17 protein-coding genes and 2 tRNA genes are annotated in these 26,674 nt (G+C 44.9%); 8 read left to right on the forward strand and 11 right to left on the reverse strand.

Going from position 1 to position 26,674, the window contains the following annotated elements; all coding sequences use genetic code 11:
• Positions 1-54: 54 nt before the first annotated feature.
• Positions 55-141 (reverse strand) — tRNA-Leu (locus QTO06_RS16305).
• 603 nt (positions 142-744) lie between these two features.
• Between QTO06_RS16305 and QTO06_RS16310 the strand changes: the two genes are divergently transcribed.
• Together QTO06_RS16310 and QTO06_RS16315 are read left to right on the forward strand one after the other, a co-directional pair.
• Positions 745-3,108, forward strand: coding sequence for a hypothetical protein (locus QTO06_RS16310; protein ID WP_331408948.1), 2,364 nt, complete (start codon positions 745-747; stop codon positions 3,106-3,108).
• A gap of 83 nt (positions 3,109-3,191) precedes the next feature.
• On the forward strand, positions 3,192-3,974 hold the full coding sequence (locus QTO06_RS16315) for a DsbA family protein (protein ID WP_009705332.1): 783 nt from the start codon (positions 3,192-3,194) through the stop codon (positions 3,972-3,974).
• Positions 3,975-4,055: 81 nt separating this feature from the next.
• Here QTO06_RS16315 and QTO06_RS16320 read toward each other — a convergent pair whose 3' ends face one another.
• From QTO06_RS16320 to QTO06_RS16350, 7 genes are all read right to left on the reverse strand, one after another.
• Positions 4,056-6,872 carry an Ig-like domain-containing protein gene (locus QTO06_RS16320; protein WP_331408999.1) on the reverse strand — a complete coding sequence of 939 codons (2,817 nt, stop codon included), beginning with the start codon at positions 6,870-6,872 and terminating at the stop codon, positions 4,056-4,058.
• A gap of 914 nt (positions 6,873-7,786) precedes the next feature.
• Entirely contained in the window at positions 7,787-9,493 is a 1,707-nt protein-coding gene (dld, locus tag QTO06_RS16325; protein WP_331408950.1) for a D-lactate dehydrogenase, read from the reverse strand.
• A 447-nt stretch (positions 9,494-9,940) separates the two neighbouring features.
• Positions 9,941-10,843 carry a LysR family transcriptional regulator gene (locus QTO06_RS16330; RefSeq protein WP_038899523.1) on the reverse strand — a complete coding sequence of 301 codons (903 nt, stop codon included), beginning with the start codon at positions 10,841-10,843 and terminating at the stop codon, positions 9,941-9,943.
• A 164-nt stretch (positions 10,844-11,007) separates the two neighbouring features.
• Positions 11,008-14,295: a glycoside hydrolase family 3 protein gene (locus QTO06_RS16335; RefSeq protein WP_331409000.1), complete on the reverse strand. Its 3,288-nt coding sequence runs from the start codon at positions 14,293-14,295 to the stop codon at positions 11,008-11,010.
• 563 nt (positions 14,296-14,858) lie between these two features.
• A tRNA-Cys gene (locus QTO06_RS16340) sits at positions 14,859-14,932 on the reverse strand.
• 234 nt (positions 14,933-15,166) lie between these two features.
• Positions 15,167-16,621, reverse strand: coding sequence for an ATPase RavA stimulator ViaA (viaA, locus tag QTO06_RS16345; protein ID WP_331408951.1), 1,455 nt, complete (start codon positions 16,619-16,621; stop codon positions 15,167-15,169).
• 9 nt (positions 16,622-16,630) lie between these two features.
• Positions 16,631-18,292: an ATPase RavA domain-containing protein gene (locus QTO06_RS16350; RefSeq protein WP_009696114.1), complete on the reverse strand. Its 1,662-nt coding sequence runs from the start codon at positions 18,290-18,292 to the stop codon at positions 16,631-16,633.
• Positions 18,293-18,563: 271 nt separating this feature from the next.
• Here QTO06_RS16350 and QTO06_RS16355 point away from each other — a divergent pair, with 271 nt between their 5' ends.
• From QTO06_RS16355 to QTO06_RS16375, 5 genes are all read left to right on the forward strand, one after another.
• Positions 18,564-19,079 (forward strand): NUDIX hydrolase, encoded by a 516-nt coding sequence (locus QTO06_RS16355; RefSeq protein WP_331408952.1) that lies wholly within the window; start codon positions 18,564-18,566, stop codon positions 19,077-19,079.
• Positions 19,080-19,103: 24 nt separating this feature from the next.
• The gene (ltaE, locus tag QTO06_RS16360) at positions 19,104-20,108 is read left to right on the forward strand and encodes a low-specificity L-threonine aldolase (protein ID WP_331408953.1); all 1,005 of its coding nucleotides are present in this window, start codon (positions 19,104-19,106) and stop codon (positions 20,106-20,108) included.
• A gap of 78 nt (positions 20,109-20,186) precedes the next feature.
• Complete coding sequence (locus QTO06_RS16365; RefSeq protein WP_017190809.1) at positions 20,187-20,513, forward strand: c-type cytochrome; 327 nt, start codon at positions 20,187-20,189, stop codon at positions 20,511-20,513.
• 218 nt (positions 20,514-20,731) lie between these two features.
• Entirely contained in the window at positions 20,732-22,264 is a 1,533-nt protein-coding gene (yfcC, locus tag QTO06_RS16370) for a putative basic amino acid antiporter YfcC (protein WP_005443800.1), read from the forward strand.
• 146 nt (positions 22,265-22,410) lie between these two features.
• Positions 22,411-23,406 carry a succinylglutamate desuccinylase/aspartoacylase family protein gene (locus QTO06_RS16375; protein ID WP_331408956.1) on the forward strand — a complete coding sequence of 332 codons (996 nt, stop codon included), beginning with the start codon at positions 22,411-22,413 and terminating at the stop codon, positions 23,404-23,406.
• A gap of 112 nt (positions 23,407-23,518) precedes the next feature.
• Here QTO06_RS16375 and QTO06_RS16380 read toward each other — a convergent pair whose 3' ends face one another.
• Positions 23,519-24,640 carry a multidrug effflux MFS transporter gene (locus QTO06_RS16380; RefSeq protein WP_331408957.1) on the reverse strand — a complete coding sequence of 374 codons (1,122 nt, stop codon included), beginning with the start codon at positions 24,638-24,640 and terminating at the stop codon, positions 23,519-23,521.
• A 128-nt stretch (positions 24,641-24,768) separates the two neighbouring features.
• On the opposite strand from QTO06_RS16380, the gene QTO06_RS16385 reads away from it, so the two are divergent.
• The gene (locus tag QTO06_RS16385) at positions 24,769-25,548 is read left to right on the forward strand and encodes an AraC family transcriptional regulator (RefSeq protein WP_331408958.1); all 780 of its coding nucleotides are present in this window, start codon (positions 24,769-24,771) and stop codon (positions 25,546-25,548) included.
• A gap of 17 nt (positions 25,549-25,565) precedes the next feature.
• Here QTO06_RS16385 and QTO06_RS16390 read toward each other — a convergent pair whose 3' ends face one another.
• Positions 25,566-26,087 (reverse strand): lipocalin family protein, encoded by a 522-nt coding sequence (locus tag QTO06_RS16390; protein WP_331408959.1) that lies wholly within the window; start codon positions 26,085-26,087, stop codon positions 25,566-25,568.
• Between the two features lie 56 nt (positions 26,088-26,143).
• Positions 26,144-26,671, reverse strand: coding sequence for a histidine phosphatase family protein (locus QTO06_RS16395; RefSeq protein WP_331408960.1), 528 nt, complete (start codon positions 26,669-26,671; stop codon positions 26,144-26,146).
• Between the last annotated feature and the right edge of the window lie 3 nt (positions 26,672-26,674).

Here is a 26,674-nt window from a genome sequence, read left to right on the forward strand (position 1 = left end):
CTCGGCCGGTCAACTCGACGGCGGGATATTAAATTCACCCACTCAATTTTCGGATGGTGCCCCGGGCCGGACTTGAACCGGCACAACGCGAACGTCGAGGGATTTTAAATCCCTTGTGTCTACCAATTCCACCACCAGGGCAACGCAATCAATGCGATGGTAACACCATCTGTTCTAACGACCTTCACCGTGAGAACGAGGCGTACTTTAACGGATTAAGATTTTAGGTCAACAAAAATTCTTATATTTATCAATCAAGTGAACACTAAGTGCCCTTTTCGGATAAATCACCATCGTTCAGTCCAATAATTGTCCATGAATAATTAACTTGTTCCGTCATCGAACTAAGTCAAGCAACCTGTTAACCAGTGTTCACTCAGAGAACAACTGCCCCAAATTCGCTATCTATCAGATAAACATAAACTTTTATCCATCACTTAAATAACTGTCTCACTGAAGTGAACACTGTGTACACCTCTTAACAGTTATTTTGGCTACAAACTCATTAGTTAATAAACAAATTCAATAACTTAAGGTTTGGTTCATTTCTTGCTCTTAAGTGGGCAACCAATGGATAGTCTCTTAGGTGAATATTGCTAGCGTCACCTCGAAGGCTTTTTTGGTCAAGGAATGAGGGTTCTTTACTTAAGTCGCTGATAAAGTGTCAGTTATGCCTTAGACACTATGGTGTGTTCAGCGTTCATGTAGCCCTCTTGTTCAAACTTTCGAATAAAAAGAAGGTCAATGATGGAACGATTAATACACAGCCGATTAAGCAAAGTGATGAGTGTCATCTTTGTTAGCTCGGCGGCATTGTATGGCGTAACGAGTCATTCTCCTGCTCAAGCGGAAGCCTATAACCTCTCACCAACAGAAAAACTCTGTATGGCAGATGCTTATTTGCAAGAGCCGGGAAACTCATTACCAAGAGATGCTTTAAACTGTACCGCTAATGACGTTGAGATCACGCAAGTGATTCCCGTCGATCCGAATGCAGAATGTAACCTTGGAGATACCTTCTCTTTCCAAGCTGACGTTACCGTGCGAACCAACGCAAACGAACGATACGACACCACCTTTTATCTTCCTTTAACTGAGGCTAGCCCTCAGGTCGTTCAAGGTAACTTTAGAAACTGTAGCATGATTCTGCCCGTGCCAGGAGGAAGTGGTGAGACTGCTGATGCTCAGTTAGATGGCGATGCTTGTGGTGACATCACTAAAGCTTTCGGTCCGGACGAATACACACTGCTTAACGAAACCATTACCATGCTCTGTTCAGATAACGACGGCGACAACCGAGCCGACTTTACCTATTGTGCAGCATGGGATAATCAAGAACGAGATAACTGTACGATCGATGAAGATCCGTACGCTGGTCAGATCCCAAATACCAAATCTAAATGTAACTGTGACACCTTTAATATTGATGTGTTCATCAAACCATCACCACCAGATATCGTAAAATCTGAAGGTGCCCCTAGCTCTCACCCAGAAGCAGGCGGCGAGTTTACCTTTAATCTAAGTTTCACTAACCCTAACGCTCAAACATCGTTATTCATTAGTGCATTAACCGATGAAATCGACATCAACGGCGATGGCACTTATGACGTTAGCTTCGATCTTTGGGGAGCGACCTCTGGCCCTGCTATGGCTGACGGTGTTTATCTGACATCGACTAACTGTCCAGTCGGTACACCTCTGTATGAAGTAGCTCCGAGCGCAACCTACAGTTGTGAGTTCAAAGTCTTTGTCGTAGATAGTGACCTTCCGGATATACCAAACCCTGAACTCTATAAAGACGTTGTCAAAGTAACGTTACAAGACAAGAACGGCGATCCTGTTGTGAACGGCGATACTTGTCCCGTTGGGGTTGGCAACGCGGCACTTGGCGATCGTTGTAGTGTCGAACGACAAGTCCAGATTACCAATATCCCACCAGCGATTAGCGTAGTTAAGTCAGCGGATAAAAATGAAGTACTTGAGCCTGGAGAAAATGTCACATTTACGTTCGACGTGACTAACGACTCCGGTACATTTGATTCTCCTATCGAACTCGTGAGCTTAGTCGACACCATCTATGGTGATCTAAGCGCAATTGGGGCTGAGAGTAACTGTCTTGATAACCCTGTAACGATAGCATTTGGTGCAACATACAGCTGTTCCCTAAGCGTCTTTGTTGCTGGCGATGCAGGTGATAGTTTCACAAATACAGTGACAGCAATCGCGAGAGACAACGAGAATGACACAGCCAATGCTATGGATTCTCACACCATCATGGTTCTTGATGTTCCTTCTATGATTACGCTAGAAAAAACAGCCAATCCAACATCAGTGTTTGAGACAGGCGATAATCCAACCTTGTTCAGAGATGTTGATTACACCTTCTACTTCACGGTCAAAGACACAATAGATGACGTCTCAACATCCGACACTGTGGTCTTCTCTAGCCTGAATGACGACCGTTTCGGAACACTCACTGACGACTGTATGGTAGACATGAAAAATGGCGGCGCTATCACGCCAACCGGGTTAAACGGGTTTGAGTTAGACCCAGGCGAAACAGCAAGCTGTACCATCACTTTGCAAGTCCAAGGCAATGCCGGTGATAGTCACGTTAACGTCGCCACTATTAATGGTACTGACGAAGACGGTCTAGGTGTAAGCGCAATGGATGATGCTACAGTAACGTTTGATCCACTTGCTCCAGATACGGATATCGCATTCGCATTGAGTGGTTTGGTTATTATTCAACTTACCAACGCGTCTGAAGTGGACAATGTCAAGTTAACTGGTTTGACTCTGCGTGGCGTTGATATTATCGATGGTAATGGCAATGCCAACTTTACCATCTTTAATACTCAAGGCGGCACCCACAGTGGTATGACGTATCCACCTTGTAACATCGGACAAGAACTCGGTTACAGCGGTTCAGGCAACAACGTTTACACCTGTGCGTTTACCGTAGAACTTCGACCTGGTCTGGAAAATACCGATCCTATTACCTTCCAAGCGCAAGGTGTACTAGACGGTATTGTAGCAACGGTTGAAGACGATGATGGTGATGCGTTAACCAACTTCGTATCTATCGAAGTCAACACTGTCGAGTAACCAACACAGAGAACTTCACGTTCTTAACATTAAAGGGGCAGCGTCATTGCCCCTTTTCTCAATCCATACAAGGGGATATCACTATGTTGAAGTATGGAAAAAGCATTTACGTTATGCTGCTGTCGGTTGCGCTGGTCATTGGTTGTCAACCAGCCAATGATGAGAAAGTTGAATCCGAATTAGCCGCATTAAGACAAGAAGTAAAAGACTTAAAAGCGCAGGTTGAAAGCATTAACTCAGACATTGAGTTAGCTAAAGAAAATGCAGCCAAAGCGGCCAAACCAAAATTCAGGACTTTACCCGATCAAAAAGACTTTGATGGCAATGGAACCATTCCGTCTATGGGCGCTGACAACGCGACAATCGCGATCATCGAGTTTTCTGACTACCAATGCCCTTACTGCAAACGCTTCACCGACAACACATTCGCAAAGATCAAAGAAAACTATGTCGACTCAGGAAAAGTTAAGTACTTAACAAGAGACTTTCCACTGGGATTCCATCCACAAGCTAAAGGTGCCGCAATTGCTGCCAATTGTAGCTTTAAGCAAGGTGAGTATTGGCCAATGCGACACGCTTTGTTTTCAAATATGCGCAACTTAAATACCGCTTTGTACCAAAAAACCGCAAGTGACTTAAAGCTGGATATCGACAAGTTCTCCGCGTGTCTTGAAGATCCTCAAATGGCAAAAAATGTAGAAAACGACATTGCCCTTGCATCCACTCTTGGTATTCGGGGGACGCCAAGTTTTGTTGTCGGACGTATTGAAGATGGCCAATTAGTAGGCGCGCAACTGGTTGTTGGTGCGCAAGATTATCACGTATTCTCCGCGCTGTTTGACGATCTTCTTAAAGTGCCTAAATAGCCACTTAACTCTGCGCTAATATAAACCAAAAGAGGCAATAACTTTCGCTATTGCCTCCTCTATCGCGCAGCTCAACAAACTCTATTTACTGTTTCCTTTTCCTTTATTACCACCGCCCCCACTTGTGCTGCTTAACTGGATGGAAACCAGTGCGGTCGCTGTATTTTGACCATCAGATATGGTGTAGCTAAAGCTATCACTCCCTTTAAACTTCTTCGCCGGTGAATAAACTAAGCGCCCAGAACTGTTTAAACTGACTGATCCCTTAGAGCCTTGAGTAAAGCCAACGACTTGCAGTTTATCTCCATCAGGATCACTGTCATTCGCAAGTACATCAACCTCAGTCACCTCTTTTGCCGTCAACACAACTGAGTCGTCGCTGGCGATGGGAGATAAGTTTGCGATCGCTAGGATGCGATATTCGACAACGCCATTAGCCACGCCTTCATCGCTTTCCGTTGATAGCGCATGAACTTGAATCGAATACTCACCCTCGGTTGCATTCTCTGCAGAAGTAACTATCACCTCAACATTCACCTTCTGTCCGGACTCAAGCGATAGCTGGCGAGTCGAGCTACTCCACCCACTTGGTACATCCGCAGAGATTGTGTACGACACAGAGTCGCATTCAGGACCATTCTGGCTCGTCAACGTTGCGGAATACACCAAGGTGTCACCGGCATTCCCCTCTTGAATCAAAGAAGAAAACGTCAACAACGGAGGGCTTAGCTCACAAGTAGGCGTCACTTCTGCCACTTTGTACACACTGCTCGCTCGCGCATTATAACTTGCGTCTCGTGTATTGGTTGCTATCGCGTCAATGCTGTAACTTCCTGCTTCGGCCGAAACGTCAGAAGTAACACTCAAACTAATAGATGTCGTTTCACCCGAAGCAAGTGAAGCAACGCTACTAGTCGTGCTCCACCCTTCAGGCACATTGGCATTGATTTGAAAATTCGTTGGCTCACACGCTTGGTTATCATTGTTGGTAATGGTTGCGGTGTAGTTAGCTATTGCTCCCGGTTCGAATTCTGCCGCTGAGTTTGCAACGAGCGTTAACGTTGGATTAGCCATCTCACACGCCTGAACGCTTGGTTCAATTTGATAAACCGCTGGAATACTTGCTAAATCAGTGCTATTTTCCGCCTTCAGCAGTATGTCGTAACTGCCTTCTTGTACTGAATCGCTCGACGCTACGCTAATTTCTACCGCTTTCGATTCACCCGGAACCAATGTCAAAGATTCATGGGTTGAAGACCAACCAGAAGGCACATTAGCACCCACATTGAATGAAGATGACGAACAAGCATTCGTATCGTTGTTCGTCACATTCAACTTATAAGAGGCAGAGGAACCAGCAACGCCACTCACCACTTGACTGGATTTAAGAGCAATGGAAGGGCTTGCTTGCACACACCGGTCATTATCAAATGTCACACGTACGCTGGCAGCATTTCCATCTGCCCATTCTGTTGTGATGGTAATGCCCGCTTGAACATCGGAATACGTTTGGCCAACAAGCAACGCTGAATCATCAAGATCTCTTAGACCACTATTTGGAATCATATCTAGCATCAAGTTACTTTGTGGGTCATCCTTCGTCGCTAAGTGGAAAATAACACCGCCTGTAATACCCGACTTACCTTCCACAAAACTATCAAACCCAATCGCTTGACGATATTCGAGGTAGTACCACAAAGGTTTCCCAGTCACGTCATCAGTACCACGTCGAATTTTCAAACCTTTGGCACCACCACTACGCGGTGTTTCAACAGGTTCAAGTAAATAGCTGCCGTCAGCCTCGACGGAAAGGACGTTTCCTGAACCTGTGGTAATCCAGCCTAAAAGTTCTTTGCTAAACGCATTGAAGTGGCCTGTAATACCGGACATACCCATGATATCGAGCGCATCACCATATTCTGCCGACGCACATCGTTCACCAATAATGTCTGAGCCACAATCGAGATCTTTGGCGTGATGCAGACCAAAATTATGTCCTAGCTCATGTCCGACGGTGCGCAAAGTAAGGGAGCCATTTGCGTACGCTTTAGAAGGATTCCCCCCCACCGTTCCTTTGCCGGTCCACCCGCACGATGAGTTTTCAGGGAACACATATAGAATACGCGCATAATCACCAAAGCTAACGCCATTGTCTAAAGCCACGTCTTCAGCGGTTGTATGAATTGCCCAAGTGTCACACGTTGTGTTCATTGGTAGCGTGTAATAGCCAACCACGTCTCCCGTTAGCCATACTTGGTTATCAGAGTTTTCTTTATAGAAGTCATTAACCTGCCCAAATACTAACTCTCGCACTTCTTCGACTGCCCATGGTGTCTGAGTGTTGTCTAGAAAGTTTAATAACATCACCAAAGTACGCTGTTCACCAAATGAACTCGCGGTCACTTGTGCCGAGTCAGCCCCGTCCGTAGAAGTTGTGTTACTACCATCGGCCAAAACCAATAAGTTAGATGGCTCCTCGTTCAATGCTAATACATCTAATTTCTTACCCGTTTGCTTGATGCTGAGACCGTTAGCGCGTACTTTGACGCCATCCTTCAAGCGCTTCGCGAACGCATGATTGGGAAATTTAATTTCGATACGTGTGTTACCAGAATTCAAGATATAACGAAGACGACTGGAGTGCGTTTTTTCGTCATCTTCATAAAACACTTCCAAAGCGCCTTCTAACTGCTGCTCTTGCTCAACAAAGCCTTGAAGTTCTGATGGAATAAGCTTGCGCTGCTTGTTGTTAAAAGCGACTTTTGTTGCAAGGTCTGAGTCGATGTCAGCCAATTGTGCAATAGTTTCCTGTCTCGACTTGAGCAACATTAATGCTTCTGAAAAATAACGTAATTTAGCTTCGCCATCATTATTCTTGTAATTATCAATTGCGACCAATAGGTCTGAGTTCTTCTGCTGTATTTTTCGTTTTAGATTTTTCTTATCAGCAAACAATTTCTCTTTTGATTCATGTACATCAGAATGTATGTGGTAGTGATGTTGATGAGTATTTTGGTTCGTCACATCATTTATATATGCAGCCAAAGTGTTTGACGAAAATATAGCAAGGGATATAACAGCAAGTTTTTGAACGAATCTTTTATTTAAATTAACACCATTAACTGGTAAGTAATTATTAAAATCAAACATAATTATATTTTAGATTTATATCTTATTATGGATAGAAAACAACAACGTCTTATGACTTGGGATTCAAGTCAAAACGGGGTACTAATTTACTTGCACTCCCACTACAGCAAGCTACCCAGCCAAGTCAGACATTGCCAAAAACAATGGGCAATAAAGCCCTCACCTATTTAATAAAATGAAAATCTAGGTAGAGTGGCTCACATTACTATAACTTCACATGGCGTATCTAAGCCACATATAAAGAAATAGAACGTAATAGGTATTAAATTTAAAGCGTAAGTGACCCAAGGTTATGTTGAGTTATATTTAACCTTAACTTTAATTTTGTAGGGCGCTGTAAGTAACCAATGCAACGATGCGGATATAAAATCCTTATAATTATTAATTCAATTTCATACTTATTACTTCCTTTAAATATTTGACGAAGGAAATATTACCAAACAGAACGATTAAAAACCAAACAATTCATAACTCAAACTGATAGTTTTTAAAATGCATTTTTAAATCATCATGATAGAAAGCCACACAATACTGAATTATTAATTCGAAAGGCTGGATTCCATGTGATCTACCTCTAAACAGACTTCCTCTGTAGGATTACAAGGTAAAAAACAAAAAGAGCCGCGTATGTCAGCGGCTCCTAGAATCAATACTCTTAACTTCTAAGCACAACAGTTACAGTTGCGCTTGTAGCGGTCCATTTTACCTATGCCTGGGTTAAAGGTGTTGGTCGGGTCAAGTTGGTGATAGAACTTTTGTAGCGAGTTTTCTGCTTCGTATAGGTGCCCTACGTTGTGTTCTGCTGGGTATTTCGCACCGCGACTATTTAGGTGCTCCAGCATCAGTTTCTTCATTAGCTTGGTGTCTGTGCCCTTTTTAAAGACATAGTCTTGGTGGAACACATAACACATGAAATGCCCATAATAGAGAGACTTAACGAGGTTCTTACTTACTTCGTCAGGTAATGTTTCTAACCATTCTTCATCGTTACGTCGTAACGCAATGTCGAGAGCAACGATGTCTTCCACTTCCTTGCGGTGAATGGTTTCGTAACGAATTGCTGCACCTGCTGCTGCAAAACGGTGAAGATACGCTTTCTTGCCCTCTTCTGGTGTACATTCGAAGAAGTCACTATCGTGCTCAGCCGCCCACACCTCTTTTAGGTATTTCTGCGCTTCGGCAATTCCGCCGTCACTCATTTTAAGTACAAGATGGTGCTCGTACTTATCACGGAATTCCAACATGCGCTTTGGTAAATGCTGCGGGAATAACTTGCTTGCGTAGTAGAGAATAGTATCTGGCAGGTATTTGCTGACCAACGGCACACGCTCTAGGAAGTTTTCAACCTTAGCTTTCAGCGAGAACATCTTAGGCAGATTGTCTGTGCCTAATAAATCGATAGAAAGGAAAACGTCTTTACCGTATTTCTCTGCCATGTTGAAGATATCACGGTGAAGGTACTCACCCATTTCTGGTAAGTTTTCGAATTGAGTAAGGAAGTCTTTTCTCAGCTTGGTCAGTTTATCTGGATCGTTAGTACCTAGGTAGAACACCTGCTCTTTCTCAGGGATTGGATAGCTATCGACTCGAACAGCAAACACGCCAAGCTTACCCGCACAACCGCTCGCCTCGTACAGACGGCGTTCGTCGGCATTAAAGCGCGATGGAATATCAGAAGTCACATCACGAACACGTTCGTCGTATTCTTTATCCGACGCCATACGTTCATCATGAATCACTTTGTCTGGGTCGAAGTTACCATCTTGGATATTCTGTAAGATCTCTTCAGGCGTCGAGCCTAACCCTTCAATACCAAGGTGGTTAACAAGATTGAGCTTACCGTCTTTGTCCACCTGAGCGAATATGGCTAACTCTGTGTAAGCCGGACCACGTTTAACCAAAGCGCCACCAGAGTTGTTTGCAATGCCACCTACAACGGTTGCTCCAAGAGAAGAAGAACCAATCACCGAATGCGGCGCGCGATTAACTGCTCGCAACTCTTTTTCTAACGAATGCAGACTCGCCCCCGGAAGACAAACGGCTTGCTTACCCCCGTCTAACAGATAGATTTGCTTCATCTTGGTGATATTGATCACCACCACATCGCGGTCGTAATCACTACCACTTGGCGCTGAGCCTTCGGTCAGACCCGTCTTAGCCGCCTGCATGATGATGATGCAATTATTGTCGACACATTGTTGGATGACCTTCCACTGCTCTAGCAGAGTCTTAGGAAAAACCACCGCCAACGCCGTGCCGCTTCCTGAGCGAAAACCGCTGCGATAATACTTGGTTTTGATTTGATCGGTAAGGACATTTTCTTCCCCGACAATGGTGACAAACGCGTCGATGAGCTGCTTCTGTTTCATATCCGTATCTCTAGTTATTATGCCCGGCCAATATAAGTAGTCCGAATCTGAACGTCCATGCCACCAAAGTCCGATAACGACGCTCAGATCAAGTTAACTACATTAATTACCCATACATTCAATTACTTAAAATTCTTAGAACTGTAAAATCAACAAAGAAACTTATCGTTTCCAAAAAGAAACAATAGCAAAGTACATTGTTAACAAATGTGCACGATATCGAAGAACAAGAAAGTTAAAAGGGATGACAAGGCTTTGTATTCCTGACCTTGTCAGAATATTGAGTCAGAACAAAGCCACAACATGTGAATACCATGACGTTATAGCAGCGTTATATGGCTGTGACATTGCCGATCAGTGAAGAAAATAGTTAGAGTGGAGAGTTTAAAATTTAGAGCAAATCCCTTCAATCAAAGGAGAATCACTCCTTTGAGAAAAGTTGAGCCACTAGAATTGATGGCTACGACGTTGAAAGCACTGATAGAGATGCTCGATAAAGATCTTAATCTTTTCTGGTTGCTGACGAGTGTATGGGTACACGGCATAAATACCCAAGCACTTAGCTGTTTCGTCTTTAAACAACTGAATCAGTTTGCCTTGCTGTAAGTCTTCATAAACCAGCACCCGAGGCACATAAATAATACCTTGCCCTAGCAAAGCGACGTTACGTAACGCAGATGAGTTATTGGTACATAGATTCCCATCTACCTTAACCTGATACACCTCATCATCACGCTTGAAAACCCACTCACGTGCACCTGTCTCTTGATAGGCGTAAACCAAACAGTTGTGCTTAGTGAGATCGTCCGGCGTTTTTGGTCTGCCATGTTTGGCGACGTACTTAGGCGATGCACACACAATCCAGTTTGCATCAACAAGCTTGCGTGCGATTAGGCTTGAGTCTGGTAAAACCCCAGTGCGAATAGCAAGGTCAAAACCTTCGTTGACGATGTCAGCAAACCGGTTGTCCAGTTCCATATCAATGTTGATATCAGGGTAAGCTTGGTTGAATTCAGAAATAACCGTAGGAAGGATAAGTTCACCAGAGATGGTAGGTACCGTAATCTTGATATTGCCGGATAGGTTCTTGCCTAAGCCAACAATGGATTCTTCTGCAGTTGCGACGGCTTGGTAAACGCTACGCGCATGTTCGAAGAAGGATTGCCCTGCTTCTGTCAGTTTTAGCGTGCGAGTGGTTCGATAAAGCAGTTGAACACCTATCTCCTGCTCTAATTTGGCAATGCGCTTACTGACGACCGACTTAGTGAGTTCCATTTGTCTTGCAGCGGCACTGAATGACCCCTGTTCAACCAAATGATAGAAAATAATGTAGTCGTCGGTATTTCTCATGTGTCTTCACTGCTTCCTTGTCGAAGAAGACATTCTAAAGAGATTTCGCACAGATTGCCGCAAGAAAGTTCACACTTGGCTTTTTAAGCCTACCAACGAGAAAGGCGAGCTAATAAGGCTCGCCTTGTTTCTACTTAATTGAGTAACGTTCCTAGACGGTCTGTTTACTTCGTGAAGTGAATATCACTGATTTCAAACTCTACGCCAGCTTGGGTATTTGCCCATGCGGGGAAGATAGTGAAAGTTTTAACGGTTTGAGCCCAGTACTTGTTATCAAACTTCTCGGCGAAGGTGGACATTGGCACGGTCACTTTAATATCCGTATTCAACGTAGTATTCTCCCCAGCCAATTCAGTGACAAAAATGTCACCGGTATCACCATCAGCATTCGCCAGCTTCAACACCAATCCGGTTTGATCGTTGTCAGGCTTTTGTGCCCCCAACGTCGATGCGTTCACCGTAAACACCAACGAACCCGTTTCAGCAAAGTTTTCTAAGTTCTGTGCATCAAAGTTAAAATGCAACAGGCCTTTGTAAGCCTCTGGACTCGCGTTGTTATAAGTAACCGATGCACCATCAGCAGTTTGTGTTGCCGTCATGTGGGTTTCACCGTCAGGGATAGGTCCCCAGCCTTCTGTCGTGTATTGGTCTGAGGTATTTATCTGCGCACCAAAGTCGGTAATGATGTTGTACATGTCCCCCGTCAATGGTGGTAGCGCTTCATCAAGCATGTCTTCACAGCTAACTGCATCCTCAGGTAATCCATCTGGGTTCGGAACATAACGAATCTTACCCAAATCAAACTCCACAGCCTCAGTTGAATACATCAAGAATGACGTGTTCAACATTTGGAAACTCATCCCTGTGTCCTTCAAACACTGGAGCGGTACTTTGACCGTCGTCCAAGTGCTATCTGACGGTTCAGGTAAGACTTTGTTGATGTTTACCTCACCGCGACAAGGATACTCACAGTGTGTCGACAGCACTAAGCTCTCTGGCGCTGTGGTTACCATGCGAATATCAAACTCCAAAGTCGAATCGGCATTCATGTAACTGTTGTAGTCGGAACCCTTTTCATCTGGCGTTTGCATGTAAATTTGTGCGGCTGAATTACCTACGAAATCGCCAGTTTCTCCAGAGAATTTCACGTTGATTGCTGACTGCTGCATGCCATCGTAGTTAATGCCTTTCGTCGTCACTGAGCCGATTGTGGTGGTGTCTTTACTGATTTCCACGCCAGCCCAACCATTTGCACTGCCAGACATTCTCGCAACAAACTCACCTTTTGCGTCTTTACCGAAGATCTCTAATGGGAACTCAGCAATACCATTGTCTGGCTCGTCCATACCACAGCCATAATCACGTGGGTCGAGTGGAATGTCGTTTAAGTCTTCATACAGCGCTGGGACATCGGTCTGGTTCGCGTAGTTCAAACCATAACCATAAGGGAATAACGGTTTATGTTCACCTTCAATATCCTGCTCAATCAACTCACCGTTTATGCCATCAATTGGTGTTGTGTAGTTAGGGATATTAGGCGCCTTTCGGTTGATTGTGGTCGAACACTTCTTAACGCCCCACGAGTAAGAGAGTTTGCCTTTGAAATCCGCGCCATCTTTTGCGAACAGTACATCCGTAATACCTAAACCTTCCGTTCCCGGCAGCCAAGCTGCAACGAATGCATCAGAGTTGTTGAGCTCTTCATTTACGTAAAGCGGACGCCCAGAGAAGAATACCGTAACCACTTTGTATCCCTGCTCTTTTAGTGCTTTGATCGTATCAAGATCCGCTTGATAAGAGGCTTTTAGCTTCGAGAACTCAAGTGTTTGTGCTTTGCTGATGTCACCAAACATTTCTGCATAGGGATCTTCACCGATAACCACAAGCGCAATAGCTTCTTCAGGTGTTGTTGCTGAAGCATCAGTAAAGACGTTTTCTTCACCAACTTCTTGCTGCATTGCCATAAGCACGGTTTGTGCGTTCGGGAAGTCTTTCTCTATCGTGTTGCCATCACCTTGCCAAGTAAGCGACCAACCACCAGTTTGTTTGGTGATGTCATTGGCAGCCGAACCCGTTACCAAGAATTTCGCATCTGATTTCAAAGGTAGAATTTGGTCTTGGTTCTTCAATAGAACTAACGATTCTGAAACTGCTTGGCGGGCAATAGCAACGTGTTCTGGCGCGCTAAGCACGGATTGGTCACCCGCTAACGAACGCTCAGATGGCTTAGGTTTCTCCCAAAGGTTTGCACGCATTTTGACGCGGAGAATACGGGTTACGGCATCATCAATACGAGACATTGGGATAATGCCTGCGTTTACTTGGTCAATCACATTTTGGTAGAACGCTTGCCAATCGTTACGCGAGGTCACCATAAACACATCATTGCCTGCGATTACAGCTTGCGGGCAGTTTGCTGCTGTACAGCCGTTGATCTCACCTTGTCCGTTCCAGTCTGTGACGACTAAGCCGTCAAAACCCAATTCGCCCTTCAAGACGTCAGTAATCAGGTATTGTGAGCCGTGGATTTTCTGGTTTTGCATGTAATCGCCACCATCCTCAGCACCGTCGATACCGACCATAGGATCGTAGTTCGCATCGCTCCACCATGAGTTAAATGAAGACATCACCACTTGTGCGCCTGCATTCAAACCACCGATGTAGCCCATTGCATGGATATTGCGTAGGTACTCTTCTGTGTAACGGTTCTCACCATGGTCAACACCACCCAACGTACCGCCGTCACCGACCCAGTGCTTCACGTTAGAGATTACGTTGGTGTCCCCTTTTAAGCCTTCTTCACCACCTTGAATGCCTTCCACCATGCGCTTCGCGTATTCATACACGATTTCAGGATCTTCCGAGTAGCCTTCGTATACACGTCCCCAACGATAATCGCGTGGTGTCGCAACGGTCGGTGCGAATGTCCAATCAAGACCGGTCGCAACAACCTCTCTTGCGGTCGCTTTTCCTATTTCTTCAATCAGATCAGGGTTACGAGCTGCACCCAAACCAATGTTGTGAGGGAATACCGTCGCCATAAAAACGTTGTTGTGGCCATGAACCGCATCGGTTGCCCACATAAAAGGAATTCGGAACCCTCTCTCTGCATAAGCTTCTTCTAGCGCCAGCCAGAACTTATCCGCTTCGTCCGCCCAATCTTGCGCGGTTGAGTATTTATCGTCATTTGGGAAGCCGCCTCCGCCGTTTAGGATAGAACCTAACTTATAAGTTTTCGCTTCTTCCGGAGTGACTTCACGAAGGTCTGGCTGAATCATTTGCCCCACCTTTTCTTCCAGCGTCATTAGCGTAAGGATACGCTGGATTTCCGCCTCCATTGCATCATCTTTCTTGATGGCACTATCGACATTCGTCCATTCAGCAAAATAAGGAATAGGGCTGGTTGAAATCGTATCACTGTCTGAGTCGTTGCAGCCTGAGATCATCGCCATTGAGACGAGAATACTGACGATTGTTTTCTTTGTTCGTAGCACGTTATTGCTCCTGAAATATTTGTTATCCAACGAGACCACACGTCAAAAACGTGCAAGTCACGGCTTATTTTTCTCTACAGGGGTTTTATTTAGACTACTGAAATAAAGGACGAATAATTCTGGTTTAGTCACAGAAATTGCTCGTGTGGATAGGTCTGTTAGTTCATGAAACAAATAAACAAATTTTCGGCTTTGATAAGGTATGAAAAGCCAGATGGCAAAAAGAGGCTGGTACTTTTGAATGATATGAAGGTTATTTTACAGATTCATAAAAATGTGACTCATTTAAAAATCTTAACAAAACGCACTCGTGATAAGCATTCCATATTCAATAGATTAAATTTGAGTGAAGTTGCATAACTTTGAAGTATATTCACACAAATGACGTCAATTAATTTTCACTGCGTTTTAAGTTGGTTGCCGAGTTAACATCAAGAGTCATTAGATTTGATGATTGAACTTACTGAGAGGAATTTTAGGTATAAAAAAAGACGCCATAAAGACGTCTCTTTTTAAGAATTTGGAGGCGCCTCCCGGAGTCGAACCGAGGTCCACGGATTTGCAATCCGCTGCATAGCCACTCTGCCAAGGCGCCAAATTGTTTACGCTTAAAGGCTCTGCCCCGCTGCGTTGGTTGCTACTTTACGGATTCAGGAAATATAGTCAAACAAAAATCCAAAATTTCTGTTTGTTTGCTTTGTTTTAAACCAATCCGATGTTAATTCGACCTACACCGTCCAGATTTACTCACTTTGGTTAAGACAAATCAAAACAGATAGACAAAAGAAAAGCGGCAATCGATGCCACTTTTGTATCTCTATTCTCGCGATTAACCGTTGGCAACGCGTTTGAACAAGCGCCCCACTACATTTGGATGGTAAGACCAAGTGTGGTCAAACATCGACATTAATGCTGGGTTGCCGTACTTCGACAAGCTAATGGCATGGAAGCGGTTCTTCTTCGCTTTTAACGCATCGACTTTTGCAAGCAATTCATCTTGCTGTTTTGGCGCAATGAAGTCTGAAATAACGACCATGTCGGCGTTTTTGTATTTGTCGCTGTTCATCAAATCGATGGATTTAATCAACGTTGGCTCCAAATCTGTACCACCATGGAAGCTGTAAGTTAAAAAGTCGGCAGCTTCACGTAAGCCATCCTGACGCGTTAACTCGTAAGTAATGTGCTCAGTGGAGAAGATGATCACATAACAATCACGCTGTTCAGCCAGAGCGATTTGCATAAGTGCGTACGCCATAGCTTTTGCACATTGTTCTGGGAAGCCACTCATCGAGCCTGACGCATCAACACAAACGATAAACGGTCCTTTTTCAACGTCCACCGCTTTATGATCTGGTTTGTGCGCTTTCACTTTACGTAGTGTGCGAGACTTACCTTGCGTGCGGTAGTTCATCAAGCGTTTATCAACCAAATGCTTGTAGAACACCACTTCCAGCTCTGGGTACGCCAAAAACATGGTTTCGTTAGGGAGCAGTTTGTTGAGATCGTCACTTTCATGAATACCGACGATATCGTCTGTTGCTTCGTCACTCTTTTCCTCAACCATTTGCAGCTCTTCTGCTGGCGCGCGATTAAGGTCAGGAGCATTCACTTGCCCCGCCATGCGACCAAGCTGTTCTGCGATTTCTTGTAAGCCTTTGTGCTTTTTAAGGAACTCTGCGTGGCGCTTCATCACGGTTAAGTCGGTTTTACTCAACTTAGCGGACGCCATATCCCACAAGCGACCTACGCTTTCTTCGTCACCGGACTCCGTCACTTTATCCATGTTACGCATGGTTTCCATACGTTGATAAAGATCGTTGAGTACTTTTTCTTTGTTCTCTTCAAGCTCAGAGACTTGCGCTTGTTTGATCGCTTCAGCAAGGCTTTGATACCACTGGTCACAGAAGTAATGAGGGAACATTGGGTTGTTCACTCCCTTGTTCTTCTCCATCATGCGACGCGCTTGCATGTAAAACGCCGAGTGCCATTCAAGCTTCTTGATCACGTCATCAATGCGTTCAAAGAACTCGTTCTCATCCCAATAGATAACTTCTTGGTAGAGTGCGAGTTCTTGTTGAAAACGTTCTGTCTCACAGACTTTCGTCATGCGCTTTTTCACGTTGCCACGCCATTTGAGCAGATGGTTTTTCACGGAGGATTTCATGCCTCGGTTTTCTGCCATCATCATGACTTGTGAACGCGCCATTAAATCGTTAACCGCACTATCAATGATGCCTGAATCTGCCACCATGAGCGCTAAGTTGAGTCCGTCTGCACCTAACATGTCGTCTCCTTAAGAGAAAAACTGATGTAAGTTTTTGAAGCGTTGAATGATCTTCTCGCTTTCACCTTGGATAGACTCAAGTCTCTGGCTCACCTGTTGCAGACTCGACTCCATTAGACGTGGTAACTCTGGGTCCACGAAACTGTGTGGCAATGCGCCATGGAAGTTGGCTTTAACCTTACGCATATGATGTTCAGCTTCACTTAGTTGGCTGACTGCTTTTTCGCTTTCTGCCAACCATTTTTGGTAAAGCTCAACATCCAAACCTTGTTGGGTAACCAAGCTCACCAACACGCCACGGTTGGCAATGTCACGGATCACTAGGTTGTTGGCGGCATCGACATCAAAACGCAGACGACACATATTGGTGTTTTGGTTCACGTATCCATACACATCGCCATGACCTTCTTTGATCACTCGGTCAAGTTCGTCTTTTGGCACGTATACCCAGCGGCTGTCGCCCTTCTCTGATTCAGAAACCGACATGTTGCTTTGCAGAATAACCAGCTTAACCAGATTCACCGCCGCGCCTACTTTGTAAGTTTTCGCTTTGGATGTATCGAAGCTCATGGTTTCTTTGCGAAGCAGACCTGTTGCCGCTTCAGCGTTTAGCGTCATGCGATATTTGTCTTCAAGCTCATGCTGTACATCAACCAAAGATTCACGACAGTATTCGATCTCTTGCTCTGCTTCTTGCTGGTCAAAAGCATGTTTAAGTGCGAACTCTTGAATCACACCGCGAACGACATCGCGTGACTCAGGGCTGTTCCATAAACAATCTTGAAGTAGCAGAAGATCAAGTGGATTGATCTCGTCACGCCCATTAAAGAACGCACTTGCTTTAAGCAGCTTGACCGCTTTCTTCCAACGGCGGTCAGACACGTACATGTCTGTTAATGATGCGTCGCCAAACTCAGACTCAACTTTGGTTTCCAACATCGTTTTTAGTTGGAAAAGCTTTTCGAATGCGTTGTCGGTCAGAGTGAGTTTGTCGAGCTGCTGCTGCCAGCGGTGGTATTCTTCGTCTGTGATCGCCAAGCCCTCTGGAACTTGCGCTTCTTGAGACGTACCCACTGTCAGCATGGATTTGAAGTTCTGTTTGTCCTGAATGCGATTTACAAACACGCGTACCAACATACGGTCGTAAAGTGCGTCTAAGCCGCTGTCTTCATCTGGCAGCTCGTTTGATGCAGAAACCAAAAGACGCATCGGTACACGTTCGATATCGCTGCCGTTTTTAAATGTCTTTTCGTTCACAACGGTCAATAGCGTGTTCAGAATCGCAGGACCCGCCTTCCAAATCTCATCAAGGAAAACCACTTGCGCCGTTGGTAAGTACCCTTGAGTAAGACGGACATAACGACCGTTGTCTTTTAGCTCTTGAATGCTCAATGGACCAAACACTTCTTCAGGTGTTGAGAAGCGCGTCATGAGGTATTCAAAATAACTGCTATTATCAAAAGCTTGGATAAGACGTTTTGCGATTAAGCTTTTTGCGATCCCTGGAGGACCAAGAAGGAAGACGCTTTCGCCGGCAAGAGCGGCAAGAAGGCAAAGTTTGATGGTGTGTTCGCGTTCGTAAACGCCATCAGTTAACGCTTTCGCTAGCTTGTTGATACGCTCTGAAAGAAGCGCCTTTTCTGCATTAGATGCGAAAGATGGTTGAATCATAAAAGCTCCGGCTGTTGAACTGAGGCTGTACATATAATTTTATACATTTGTTATCACTTTGTTACAAGTGTATTTTTTATTGAACCTCGGTTATACCAGATGCTCTTCGCGCGCGTGCGCGAGCAACCATAGTTTTCATTTATGAGACATAACTCACTGAATGTGCTGGTTTCGCAAGAGTATGAAACCATTTTCTTCTTTTGTTTCCGATGGTTTGTGGTTAATGTGCAAAACACGTCAATGCGCGGTTACAGCTAGGATCCAAAACTGCATGAGCAATACAATTCATAAATGGAAGCAGATTTCTCTGGTCGAAGAGGAAGTTAAACTACCAACTGGTCGGATGATCACACATACCACTATCCAACACCCCGGTGCTGCCGTTATCTTACCTATTACTTCAGATGGCAACATCGTTCTTGTTAATCAATTCCGCCCCTCTCTTAACAAATGGCTGCTCGAATTGCCTGCTGGCACACGTGAAGGCGATGAAGATCCATTGCATTGTGCTCAAAGAGAGTTGGAAGAAGAAACAGGATACAGCGCCGAAAAGTTCACATCGCTTGGTCAAGTTACCCCTCTTGCTGGTTTCTGTGATGAAATCCAGTACTTGTTTGTTGCCGAACAACTGAACAAAACCAATCGATACGAGTGTGACGACGACGAAGTCATTGAAGTAGTGACATTGTCACGAAAAGAACTCGAACAACAAATTATTCAAGGCATTATTACGGATGCCAAAACTATCGCTTGCCTAAGCAAAGCTCGTCTTTGCGGTTATATTTAGGTCTTTTCGACCGAGGAGAGAATTATGGACTTTCGATCAGATACCGTTACGCAACCTACCCAAGCAATGCGTGAAGCAATGTTTACCGCTCCTGTCGGCGATGATGTGTACGGTGATGACCCAACCGTTAACGAGTTAGAGCAATTTGCGGCTGAGCTTGCGGGCTTTGAAGCGGCAATGTTCACGACCTCTGGTACACAAGCAAACTTACTTGGCTTAATGGCGCATTGTGAGCGCGGTGACGAATACCTATGTGGTCAGCAAGCGCATAACTACAAGTATGAAGCTGGCGGCGCGGCGGTACTGGGTTCTATTCAACCTCAACCGATTGAAAACAACCCAGACGGTACCTTGCCATTTGATAAGTTAGAAGCAGCTATCAAGCCAGATGACGCGCACTTTGCACGTACTCGCCTACTTAGCTTAGAGAACACCATCAACGGTAAAGTGATTCCTCTTTCCTACCTTGCAGAGGCTCGTGAGTTTGTGAACAAACATAACTTGCAGATGCACCTAGATGGCGCTCGCGTATTCAACGCAGCTGTAGCGCTTAATGTTCCAGTCAAAGAGATTGGTCAGTACTTTGATTCAATGACTATCTGTTTATCTAAAGGTTTGGCAGCCCCTGTTGGTTCACTACTGCTTGGTAGCAAAGAGTACATTGCAAAAGCACGCCGTCTAAGAAAAATGGTCGGCGGTGGTATGCGCCAAGCGGGCATTCTTGCTGCAGCCGGTAAACTAGCCCTTACCGAGCAAGTAGAACAGCTAAAACAAGACCACATCAATGCAAAAACCTTAGCGGAAGGTTTAGCGGAATTGCCTGGTTTCTCTGTTAATCCAGAATTTGTTCAAACCAACATCGTCTTTGCCAAGCTTGATCCAGAAGTGGATATCGCTGGTATCGCAGAAAAGATGAAGGAGCAAGGCATAACAATTACGCCAGGAAACCCAATCCGCTTCGTGACGCACAAAGATATTTCGGCACAAGACATCGATACCTTCCTATCTAGCCTTAAATCTCTGCTTTAACTTGATTTTGATCATTGAGCTTCCCCTAAGGGGAAGCTTTATTCTATGCGCTTTCAAGAACTACAATGAGTGCATTTCATGCTTAGATACGTGCTTCTAACGTCTCTTCTTCTCTCTTCCTCTGTTGTGGCGAAACCTTTTGGTGACGTTGATAAAGGCAAACTTAAATCGCCTAGCTGTGTTTACTGTCATGGTTCGAACGGCATGACGACAAACGACGCTTACCCCAACCTAGCCGGTCAGAATGCTCAGTATCTGTATGATTCTATGAAAGCCTATCAAGATGGGCTTCGCTTAGGTCCTTTGGCAGAAATGATGGCAGCCCAGTTACGCATGCTGAATGATGAAGATTTGCGCGATGTTGCCGCGTTTTATTCAGAACAAACACCTCATGCAGAAAAGTGAATAATTATGGGACTTGTGAATCACCACAAGTCCTAACTCCGTTTTCATTCGCACAACATCTAACCAAAACAATTAACCATTAAATTATTGATAAGCAACTCAACCCTCTTCAGATCAAATTATTGATGAATTTATAGTTCATCAACTCAGTTAATATTGACTTTTTATTCTATTTTATCGATATTTCATGCTTTCTATAATTCGACGTGAAATAGGTTATGTCTCACACACACGCTCAGCCATCGGAATCGGCGGCAACCCCAAAATCATGGCAGATGCCTGATACCCTCATTTTGATCTTCATTGTTGGTATTCTTGCTGCGATTCTTACCTACTTAATCCCTGCTGGTCATTTCGATAGCCAACAAGTGACCTACATGGTCGACGGTGCAGAAAAAACTCGTACTGTTATCGATCCATCTTCTTTCTCTTATGCAACCGACGAAAACGGTGAATTGGTTTACAACAAGGTTGGACTGTTCGCTTCAGGCGGCGGCATTGGTCTAATGAACTTCCCATTCGAAGGTCTGGTTTCAGGCTCTAAATGGGGCAGCGCGATTGGCGTTATTATGTTCATGCTTGTTATCGGTGGTGCATTTGGTGTGGTAATGCGCACAGGCACAATCGACAACGGTATCCTTCGCCTTATCGATAAGACCAAAGGTAACGAAGCGCTATTCATTCCAGTTCTGTTTTTGCTGTTCTCTTTGGGCGGCGCAGTATTTGGTATGGGTGAAGAAGCCGTTGCATTTGCGATTATTATCGCGCCACTAATGGTTCGCCTTGGCTACGATGGTATCACGACAGTAATGGTGACCTACGTTGCGACTCAGATTGGTTTTGCAACGTCTTGGATGAACCCATTCTCGGTAGCGATCGCGCAAGGTATTGCTGGTATTCCGGTTCTATCTGGGATGACTGTACGTATGGGTCTGTGGGCTGGCTTTACACTTATCGGTATTGCTTTCACAATGATCTACGCAGCGCGTATCAAAGCAAACCCTGAGCTTTCTTACAGCCGTCGTACTGACAAATACTTCCGTCAGCAAGAGTTAGGTGACCACGATTCTCGTTGGAACCTAGGTGATACCCTAGTAATCCTTACGGTTATCGCAACGACAGTATGGGTTGTTTGGGGCGTAGTGGCTAACGCATGGTACATCCCAGAAATCGCATCTCAATTCTTCACTATGGGCTTTGTCGTTGCGATTATCGGTACGATCTTCCGTCTGAACGGCATGACGCTAAACTGCGCGGCTGACGCATTTAAAGAAGGTGCAGCAATCATGCTTGCCCCTGCTCTATTGGTTGGTTGTGCGAAAGGTGTATTGCTTATCCTAGGTGGCGGTACTACTGACGAAGCAAGCGTACTGAACTCGATCCTGAACAGCGCTGGTGGCGTAATCAGCGGTCTTCCTGACGTTGCAGCGGCTTGGTTGATGTATGTTTTCCAATCTATCTTCAACTTCTTCGTGACTTCAGGTTCTGGTCAAGCAGCGCTGACAATGCCTCTATTGTCTCCTCTTGCAGACATCGCTGGCGTTACACGTCAGGTAGCCGTTCTAGCATTCCAACTTGGTGACGGTTTCACTAACGTTATCGTTCCAACTTCAGCGTCGCTAATGGCAACACTGGGTGTATGTCGTATCGACTGGGGTGACTGGGCGAAATTCTGCTGGCGCTTTATGCTATTACTCTTTACCCTATCGAGCATTGTCGTCGTCGCAGCTCACGTGATGGGTTTTGCGTAAACTGATTACCAATATCCCCAAGCAACTTAAACGCGAAAGCGGAGTTTGGGTATAAAGAATAAGGCGAGACAAAGTTCTCGCCTTTTTTAATTCAAGCCGTATGGCAAACAAGCATCGAAGTAAGATGTTTTGGAGTGACAACTTTAATGGCAACACAATTTCTGGATGACGTAATTCAAGGTCATCAAGTCATTCAATCTCTTGACGTAACAGACTTGCCTGCAGGCGAGCATAAGTTTTGGTTCCGTATCGCAACCAACGCCCTATCTCAATGGCAACATTTGCCTGTGTTGGTTTTCAAAGGCGAAAAACCGGGTAAGAAAATCATGATCACAGCAGGTGTTCATGGTGACGAATACAACGGTGTTTTAGCGGCTCAAAAGACCGCTCGTGAACTGATTGGTAAAGACATCGCAGGTACTGTAACTGTCGTTCCGACCATCAACCTGACGGGTATGCTGAACCACAGCCGTGACTTCTTCTCTGCGGATCCAGATGCATCTCCTGCAAACTTAAACCGTTTCTTCCCTGGCGATGCAAACGGCAACGAAGCAAACCGCTTCCTATTTGCTTTGTGGAATAACCTTCTTAAGCCAAACGCAGAACTAGCGATTGATTTGCACACTCAAACCACTGGTGCTGCTTACCCGCTGTACGTGTTTGCCGATTTCCGTATCGAGCAATCTCTGGAAATGGCTCGCCTTATTAACCCAGACGTAATTCTTAACGATCCGGGTGACGCAGGTGTACTTGAAACCGTCTGGAACAACAGCGGCATTCCAAGCATCACCATCGAGGTGGGCATGGGTCGTTACACAGAACAAGAGCTGATCGACCGTACCGTGAGTGGCATCTTCAATATCCTTGCTCGTCATGACGTAGTGACCGGTGAAGTTGCAGAAATCACGCCTTGCCTAGAAGGCAAAGACATCATCAGCATTCGCGCCGAACTGGGTGGCTTTGTACTACCACAAGTGAAGATGATGGATAAGGTAGAGCAAGGTCAATTAGTTGCGATTCAATACGACAGCTTTGGTGATGAGATTCAGCGTTACACTGCCCCAACAGAAGGCACGGTACTGAGCCACAACATTGAATCGATCCGAGCACCTGGCTCTTTGGTTGTTCGACTGATCAAGTAATACCTTTAAATTTAATTGTTTGTAATTTCAGACTGTTAGAATCAAACCAATAACACAAAGCCCTGCATAACTTGCAGGGCTTTTCTTTGTTGCTCTCTTCGACATGCTTCAGCTAAACCCTGCGTGACAATGTCACTAACAAAACCAAAGCTGCACACGACATAAGAACAAATCCAAGGTTTTGAATCATTCCAGCTAAACCTAGACCCGAACCAATCATCAAGTAGTACATCAATCCTAGCAATGCCCCTGCACTGCCCGCTTGTTGCTTGTAATCAACCAAAGCGGTACTCAGTACATTTGGAATGGCGATACCAAATGCCATCACAATGAATGACATTGGAACCAAGAACCAAATCGATGTTTGCAGCATAAACACACCGAAGCCTCCGATGATCAAAAATGCTGATGCAATCCAAAGCAAATGCCTTTGTGAGCGACCTTTTGCTAGCAATGACTTGTTCATCAAACTGCCAATTAAGGTACCAACGCCCAATATCACACCGCTGTATCCGAACTGCTCAGAACTCAGTCCGAGCTGCTCAAAAGTGAATGCGCCCAATTGGTAGTATGCGAATAAAGCAATGTTGTAGAGCGCAACCAACAACGCAGATTGCCAGATTTGAGCATCTTTCAACATTCGTCCAAGTAATGAACCTATGTTTAGCGGCTGCTTTTGAGTTTGTGTTTCAGGTAGATTAACCGCGTTGTAGCACAGCAACACAAGCGCCAAAATAAACAACGTAAAGAACACAACCTGATAGCCACCGAGTGCTGTTAACTGACCACCGAGTAACATGCCAATTACTACGCTAATGGAAATACCCATGCCCATAACGCTAAATACTTTGCTTAGCTCATCACCTGAAAAACTGTCTCTTAGCATAGTTTGTGTCACGACCGACCCAACCGCAATACCAAAAGCACTGAATGCGCGAGCTATCATCATCACGTCAAAGCTTTCTGTTTGCATAGCGACCAAAGCAGATACGCCGTAAACCAGCAACCCTGCCAACATGGTAGGGCGTCTGCCCCACTTATCTGCCAAGATTCCCCAAATCACCACGCCAATAGCAAACGCAGAAAAATAGATAGATAGGGTTTGCGCCGCTTGTGAATACGTCACAGCAAATGACTTAGCAATGTTGCCAAGTGCTGGACTGTATATGGTCTCCACAATTTGCGGAAACATCAGCATAACCACCATCAATCCAATAGAAGGTTTAGTTTTCATTTTTACCTCTCTGTCCCACTCCTACAGATGTTTAAGTGGGTAACGAACTTAACTTGGCGTGCAGTATAGAAGGCGTTATGCTTTACCCATTAACAACATTAAAACCAAAAACATCAAGATTCGGACAAATGGCAATTATTGAAGATAATACTCGATTCGATGCGGACGCGATTGCCGCGAGTGTGGTTGGCATTGCAGCGGATGTCGGCAAACATGATTCCGGTATGCACGAACACAAGAAAGGACAATTGCTTTATGCGCCACAAGGCTGCATGACGTTCGCACTCGATAACTCTATTTGTACCTTACCTCCAACCAAAGCGGTGTGGATTCCGCCGCATACTTCTCACAGAGCCGTCATGACCAACGTTGTAGCTTACCGTTCACTCTATTTCGATTGCAGTAAATACACCTGCCCTGATGAGATAGTGATGATTGAGGTGAACGATCTTTTAAAAGCACTGATCGACAAAATGGCGTTATGGGGGTGGGATATTGAAGAAACGAAAACTCAGGCAACGAGCACTTTATTTTGGGAAGAGTTTTACCAAGCGAAGCAGTTTGAATTCTCTTTACCCTTGCCTTCCGATCGACGTTTAACAGGGTTTCGCAAGGCAATGACCAAGGGTGATTTTATAGCTCCTGAGTTAAACCAACTGTCACAAACCGTTGGCGCGAGCTGCAAAACCATCACTCGCCTATTTAAGGCTGAGACTGGCATGTCTTATCAAGATTGGCGTCAACAATGGCGGCTACTTAAGGCTATTGAGCTCTTATGTGAAGAAAGACAAGTCAGTGATGTTGCCCATTGTTTGGAGTTCTCATCAGACAGCGCATTTATTGCGTTCTTTAAGAAACAAACCGGACAGACACCACTGAGTTTTATGAAGCACAGATCGTTGTTATAAGGCGATCATTTCGTGTGTTATTTGGTTTGGTCTACGAGAATTAGCTCGTCCAACGCAAAGCCTTTCTCTTTTGCTGCTTGTTTGAAACGCTCGACTGTTGCTTTATCGACAGTTGGTGTGCGTGACAGTAGCCATAGGTAGTCGTGATTGAAACCAGAGATAAACGCGTAGTCGTAGTCCTCGCCTAGCTCAAACACGATGTAAGACGAATAAAACGGACCGAAGAAAGACACTTTTAAATGCCCTGTATTTTCATCATCAACGAAATACGCTTTGCCGTCAGCTTGCGTCCATTCTTTATCTTCTTCTGAATAACCTCGGTTGATAACCGTTACGCCACCATCCTCACGGCGCTCGTATTCAGCCGTCACATTCGATAGACCGCGCTCAAAAGAATGATCAAGACGCGCAATTTCATACCACTTGCCTAGATATGGCTGAAGTTCAAAGTTGTTGACTGGCTCCACACCGTCCGGTTTAGACGTACAGCCAAACAACGTTGCAAGAGATAAAAGTAAAAGTGTTTTAAGAGATTTCATACAACAACCTGAAGTTAAACTAGGGTCTGATTTTACTATAGAAGATAAAAATTCGATCAGAAATTAATGTATCGAAATTCTCCACAGGACAGCCCTACGTCTTGGAAACCTTGTAGTGCTTCAAACACATTAAAGTGGCTCACGACAACAACCTTTCGATATTGACGGTAACGATCCAGTACTAACTCCGCTCGTGCTTTTAGCTCGTCAACATGTTCATAGCGAGTATCAGTCATTGGAATACATGCTTTTAATAGCTCTCGATATTCGTGCCAACGTCGGTCTCTTTCATTTAACGTAATGTAGCCACCATCTTTGTCAGCACGCCACTCTCTTAAGTCATGCTCGATAAACAATGGTAACCCGCGATGGCGATTGAGAATTTCTGCAGTTTGAAGAGTACGCGTATAAGGTGAGCTGATGATGATATCGGCATCGTCAAATACTGCATGATTGAGTTTCTCCTGCAACGCAGGCAAATGTTCTCGACAAAGTGGCGCATAATCCTTCTCAAGTTGGGTCATCTGCCGCTCATCCGCTAACGTAAAATCTGGCACGCCATGCCTTACAAATACAATGTCCATATT

It is taken from the genome of Vibrio sp. M260121, from assembly GCF_036533715.1.
Classification (GTDB): Bacteria; Pseudomonadota; Gammaproteobacteria; order Enterobacterales; family Vibrionaceae; genus Vibrio.

Coding starts and splice junctions, on each gene's coding strand:
- QTO06_RS16350 (WP_009696114.1), bottom strand. CDS start 18,292: ATGATTCAACCATCTTTCGCATCTAATGCAGAAAAGGCGCTTCTTTCA.
- ltaE (WP_331408953.1), top strand. CDS start 19,104: ATGGACTTTCGATCAGATACCGTTACGCAACCTACCCAAGCAATGCGT.
- QTO06_RS16355 (WP_331408952.1), top strand. CDS start 18,564: ATGAGCAATACAATTCATAAATGGAAGCAGATTTCTCTGGTCGAAGAG.
- QTO06_RS16380 (WP_331408957.1), bottom strand. CDS start 24,640: ATGAAAACTAAACCTTCTATTGGATTGATGGTGGTTATGCTGATGTTT.
- QTO06_RS16335 (WP_331409000.1), bottom strand. CDS start 14,295: ATGGCGATGATCTCAGGCTGCAACGACTCAGACAGTGATACGATTTCA.
- QTO06_RS16310 (WP_331408948.1), top strand. CDS start 745: ATGATGGAACGATTAATACACAGCCGATTAAGCAAAGTGATGAGTGTC.
- QTO06_RS16375 (WP_331408956.1), top strand. CDS start 22,411: ATGGCAACACAATTTCTGGATGACGTAATTCAAGGTCATCAAGTCATT.
- QTO06_RS16315 (WP_009705332.1), top strand. CDS start 3,192: ATGTTGAAGTATGGAAAAAGCATTTACGTTATGCTGCTGTCGGTTGCG.
- QTO06_RS16385 (WP_331408958.1), top strand. CDS start 24,769: ATGGCAATTATTGAAGATAATACTCGATTCGATGCGGACGCGATTGCC.
- QTO06_RS16330 (WP_038899523.1), bottom strand. CDS start 10,843: ATGAGAAATACCGACGACTACATTATTTTCTATCATTTGGTTGAACAG.
- yfcC (WP_005443800.1), top strand. CDS start 20,732: ATGTCTCACACACACGCTCAGCCATCGGAATCGGCGGCAACCCCAAAA.
- QTO06_RS16395 (WP_331408960.1), bottom strand. CDS start 26,671: ATGGACATTGTATTTGTAAGGCATGGCGTGCCAGATTTTACGTTAGCG.
- QTO06_RS16365 (WP_017190809.1), top strand. CDS start 20,187: ATGCTTAGATACGTGCTTCTAACGTCTCTTCTTCTCTCTTCCTCTGTT.
- QTO06_RS16390 (WP_331408959.1), bottom strand. CDS start 26,087: ATGAAATCTCTTAAAACACTTTTACTTTTATCTCTTGCAACGTTGTTT.
- dld (WP_331408950.1), bottom strand. CDS start 9,493: ATGAAACAGAAGCAGCTCATCGACGCGTTTGTCACCATTGTCGGGGAA.
- viaA (WP_331408951.1), bottom strand. CDS start 16,621: ATGTTAGGTGCAGACGGACTCAACTTAGCGCTCATGGTGGCAGATTCA.